Origin of the sequence: Photobacterium alginatilyticum (assembly GCF_009910675.1) — a bacterium.
GTDB lineage: Bacteria > Pseudomonadota > Gammaproteobacteria > Enterobacterales > Vibrionaceae > Photobacterium > Photobacterium alginatilyticum.
Genome location: NZ_RSEJ01000064.1, coordinates 1 through 4,457, shown reverse-complemented (window position 1 = coordinate 4,457; position 4,457 = coordinate 1). Strand labels below are relative to the sequence as shown.

The following is a 4,457-nucleotide window of genomic DNA, read 5'->3' as shown; positions in this document are numbered from 1 at the left end:
GTGGCAGTAGAGTTGCTGTTAAGTCCTTGTGTTTATTCAATTTTGCCATAACAAGGCAATCAAGGGTGACGCGTTACACTCGGCGGTTTTGGTTTGAAGTCCAGTGGGCTTGGTGAGTTCATCGTGGCGCACCTTATTGCTGGCGTTAGGCATGGGAAAAGCCTGCTTTATGATCTGGTCGTAACCTCGTCGCCCAAGAACGGGAATTCTCGGGCCATTCGTTCATTGCATGGCTGTTCGGAAAGTCCGGGGAAGTGCAGGTTGCTCCGTTCTTTGCTGCCTCAGACGATGGCAATAAGCGTTCCTAGTTTCCTCGTTGCACCGCTGTGAAAGGTTTGTCGTTTACTCAGCCAATCAATCCAGTGATACAGCCTCGTTTAGTACCTCATTAGGCTGTCATGCAAATGTAATTGGCTTTAAGGTGCTGATAGTGTTGATGTTACTTGAGATTCAGTAGATGCTGTATCCCACGATTGGCGCCGGAGCGCGCTGAGAGTTCGACTGCCAGGTAGTGAAGCCACAAGTGGAAATGCCTAACAAAGCAATCAAGGTGACCCGTTACACTCGGCATTTTTGGTTCGAAGTTCTGTGCGCTTGGTTAGTTAATCGTGGGGCACCTTATTGCAAGCGTTAGGGCTAAGGAGAATTATGAGGATATTACTGATTATAATTATGGCAATTAGTATGGTTGCTTGTGATAGTAGTGACGACAATTTTGTATCGGTCTACATTGATGATGGTGCTATACAATGTGAATCAACAGGATTAAGTACAGAACAAACAGCGAAAAAATTGATTGATTATGGTGTTGAAGTTTTCAAATCGAGTTGCGGTTACATATCGAATATTGCTATTGCTGCTCAGTGCGGAAAAGGAGATGCCAATATTAATATCCATCTGATTAATGCCGATAAGGTTATTGAAGCCCAAAATATTGGTTATGAGCCTGTTTCATCATTAATAAATGCTGAAGGCTTAGGGTATGAGATAATCGAGTGTGAACCCTCGCATTGACTAGTGGTGATGGAAATGAGGAGAGAATGTACCTTTAACCATTCTCGACGTTGATTCATAGAAACCAAGCCAAAATTGCCCTAACAAGGCAATCAAGGTGACCCGTTACACTCGGCGGTTTTGGTATGGAGTTCAGTGTGCTTTGTTGGTTTAGTGCGGGGCACCTTATTGCAGGCGTTAGATGCTAATCGAAGTAGGGGTAGTCTGTATTATTAAAAATGGAAATGATTTATTATTCCTGAAGTCTTACGTGATAACAAAGTATTGGTCTTTAAATGTTTTATGATGTTATTTTTTGTTTGGTAGTCTTGATTTTTTATGTTGCAGTTATATTTCTATTTAAGTCTGTTTTATGCTATCGCTTAAATAAATCGCTAACACATGAGTTTTTTAATAAAAATGTGATGTCTATATCGATAAAATGCATATCTGTTGATTTTTGTTTATCGTCAATGTTTAAGCGATATTTGCATGATGACTATGAAAGATCAATGCATGACAAGATGTTTAATAAGGTTAATCTGTTAGTTTCTCTTTTTATTCTAAATGTTGTTTTATGGGTTAACGAAATTAAAGAATTTAATGTAATTGCCTCTGACGTTATCATATGTGTTGTTTATATTAGATTTTTCTCTAGGTTGTCAGAGGTGTTAATATCTTTCTTTTTAGATGTTACCGACGGAAAGCCTAAGAACAAACACACTGATAAATATGACAGAATTAAACTTGCAATTATCAGTTACATTGAAATATTTATTATTTCAACTTGTGTTTATGCTGTATCTCCTATGATAGGTAATATTTTTGATGCTATTATTACATCATTAGGTGCAGGCACTTTTACTAATATTGAGTTTGCAAAAAAATCATGGATGGGATTGGTAGCCGTATATTTGCAGATATTTACAACACTAACATTAGTTTTGTTATCTATTGCTACCTATATTGGTTACTCTGATGAATCTAGTGTTAAGTCGTAAATCGCATCTAACAAAGGCATCAAGGTGACGCGTTACACTCGGCATTTTTGGTGTGGAGTTCAGTTGGCTTGGTGAGTTGGCCGTGGCGCACCTTATGCCCAGCGTTATGTTTATAGGAGTTATTTTGCGAAAAATAGTTTTAAGTTTATTCTTTCTTCTTTCTGGTTGTCAGATAACACCAGATCAAATGTATGATTATAGTAAAGTTACTTATAATGACGCACCGCAGGTTATTAATGAAGAAGCGCCAGCTATATCTGTATATAAAATGGTAGAACCACCATATCCAACAGGGGCATTGAAAAATGGAATTGAAGGGTTTGTGAAACTAGAGTTTGATATAGATGAAAAAGGAAAGGCTATTAATATTGAGATAATTGATTCAAAACCTTCATATATGTTTGAAGCTGTATCTTTAAGAACATTAATGGAGTGGGATTTCTCAAGGCTGGTAGTTGACGGTGTCCCTCAGAAACAAGGTCATAAGAACATAGAGTTTAAATTCGAGATCGATAAATAAACATAACAAGGCCATCAAGGGTGATGCGTTTTACTCGGCATTTTTGGTATGGAGTTCGGTGTACTTTGCTGGTTCGGTGGGGCACACCTTATGGCTGGCGTTATATGCTTTCTATCAAATATGCGTTTGGGTTAATCCATCAGATCAAGCTGTGAACTTTGTATACCTACAGTCTGGAGTAGTCGAATGTTTTTGTATGCCAACCAAAGTGAATTTTTACTATGGATCTTAAAGTATTGTGTCTTTTAGCTACGTCTTCTCTACCAGGTATTGTTAACGCAACTGAAGCTTCTAGCTGTGCTCAAAGTGAGCAAGAGTTTATTCGTTCTAAAGTAATTCCTGTTCATTTAGCATCAGAAATGACCCTAAAAAACCGCGCTGAACTTAGGTTAGATTATGTGTGCGTATCTAAAAGCAATGTAATGAATGATGGCTTAAAAATGGCTATATTAAAGCGYCGTAATTCAAATGAAAGATACGTTGAAGTACTAAACGGTCTTGATGRCAGTATTGCGTATTATGGACCTTTTGTTGAGTGAGAATCGCATATAACAAGGCAATCAAGGTGACCCGTTACACTCGGCAGTTTTGGTATGGAGTTCGGTGTGCTTTGCTGGTTTAGTGTGGGGCACCTTATTGCAGGCGTTAGGCGCAAGGGACGATAACACGTCAGTAATTATGTGAGACTGAGTTAAAATTTAAAAGGTTAAATTTCTAATGAATAATGTTCGCTTACCTATTGCAGTCTGTGCTGCAGTTGCTGAAACTTTAGAAGGCTCGCATGATACATTAAATGCACTTTTTGAAACGGCCGGAGCTCCTGGTGAACCACCAGAGTTAGCACACCATTCTAAATGGAAAACTTGGCTACAACGTGCAGGCAATGACCCTAAAGTAGACAGTCTTCAATTTTTGGGAAACATTATTGAGGAATTTATGGACTTGCCACCTGCAGATTTGTCAGCAGGTTCAGAATTGTTTGGTGAAAAGCAAGATCCACTTGCAGGTTATAAAAAACAAAAAGAACGTTTAATTCAAATATTAGAAGAGCATGGGTTTAGATATTATCGCGGTGGGCGAGTATTACAACTGGGGTCGCCAGAGCCTATTTCGCAACCTGAAAGTATTTCTGCGAATACGGAAGGCACCAAGCCTACAAATATTGAAGAGCTGCTAAGAATCATCATCCGAGGTTTGCCAAGATCAATGCAGCCACTTACTCATCGTAGAAAAGATGCTCAGCCTTTAGCATTTTCTTCAGAGTACGATATACAGGATTTACTCCATGCAATGATGAGGCCTTGGATCTCTGATATTCGTCCAGAAGAATTCACGCCTAGTTATGCAGGTAGTAATACCCGTATGGATTTCTTACTTCCTGCTCATAAGTTAGTAATAGAAACCAAGCGCGTTCGTACTAAAAGCCATGCTCATAAGGTTGGCGATGAACTTATCATAGATATAGAGCACTATAGACGTCATAAGGATTGTGAACATCTATGGTGTGTTGTTTATGATCCCGAGTTGTTTATATCTAACCCTCAAGGAATGATTAATGACCTTGAAGGTGAGAGGACAACTCCTGATGGTAAAGTTCAAGTCAAAGTTTTTATTTTTGGAGCAAGCGCCTAACAAAGGCATCAAGGTGACGCGTTACGCTCGGCGGTTTTGGTTTGGAGTTCGGTGCACTTGGTGAGTTGGTCGTGGCGCACCTTATGCCCGGCGTTAGGTCAAAAGGAAAACTAATGAATTTTCGTGCAATTTATGAAAAGTATCTTAATACATTAGAAAACATATGAAGTGGCATAGTTAATTTGGCCACCTGATTAGAGGTGATATCATCACCTCGGAAGTTAACAGGTGACACAATGACAAAACGTAGTAGAAGAACATTTAGCCCCGAGTTTAAACTTGAAGCCGCACAGTTAGTTCTTGACCAAGGC

General features: G+C 39.1%; 5 protein-coding genes. All 5 read left to right on the top strand.

All coding sequences use genetic code 11. The annotated features are described in order from the left end of the window. Nucleotides 1–648: 648 nt before the first annotated feature. The 5 genes from EIZ48_RS27650 (at nt 649) to EIZ48_RS27630 (ending at nt 4,146) form a co-directional block, all read left to right on the top strand. The gene (locus EIZ48_RS27650; protein WP_160658548.1) at nt 649–1,014 is read left to right on the top strand and encodes a hypothetical protein; all 366 of its coding nucleotides are present in this window, start codon (nt 649–651) and stop codon (nt 1,012–1,014) included. A 491-nt stretch (nt 1,015–1,505) separates the two neighbouring features. Beyond that, nucleotides 1,506–1,994, top strand: coding sequence for a hypothetical protein (locus EIZ48_RS27645; protein WP_160658546.1), 489 nt, complete (start codon nt 1,506–1,508; stop codon nt 1,992–1,994). 124 nt (nt 1,995–2,118) lie between these two features. Beyond that, entirely contained in the window at nt 2,119–2,514 is a 396-nt protein-coding gene (locus EIZ48_RS27640) for an energy transducer TonB (protein ID WP_160658544.1), read from the top strand. Between the two features lie 221 nt (nt 2,515–2,735). Then, a complete protein-coding gene (locus tag EIZ48_RS27635) occupies nt 2,736–3,053 on the top strand; it encodes a hypothetical protein (protein ID WP_160658542.1) in 318 nt (105 codons plus the stop codon). A gap of 178 nt (nt 3,054–3,231) precedes the next feature. Further along, nucleotides 3,232–4,146, top strand: a complete 915-nt coding sequence (locus tag EIZ48_RS27630; protein ID WP_160658541.1) for a PD-(D/E)XK nuclease domain-containing protein — start codon at nt 3,232–3,234, stop codon at nt 4,144–4,146. Nucleotides 4,147–4,457 lie beyond the last annotated feature (311 nt).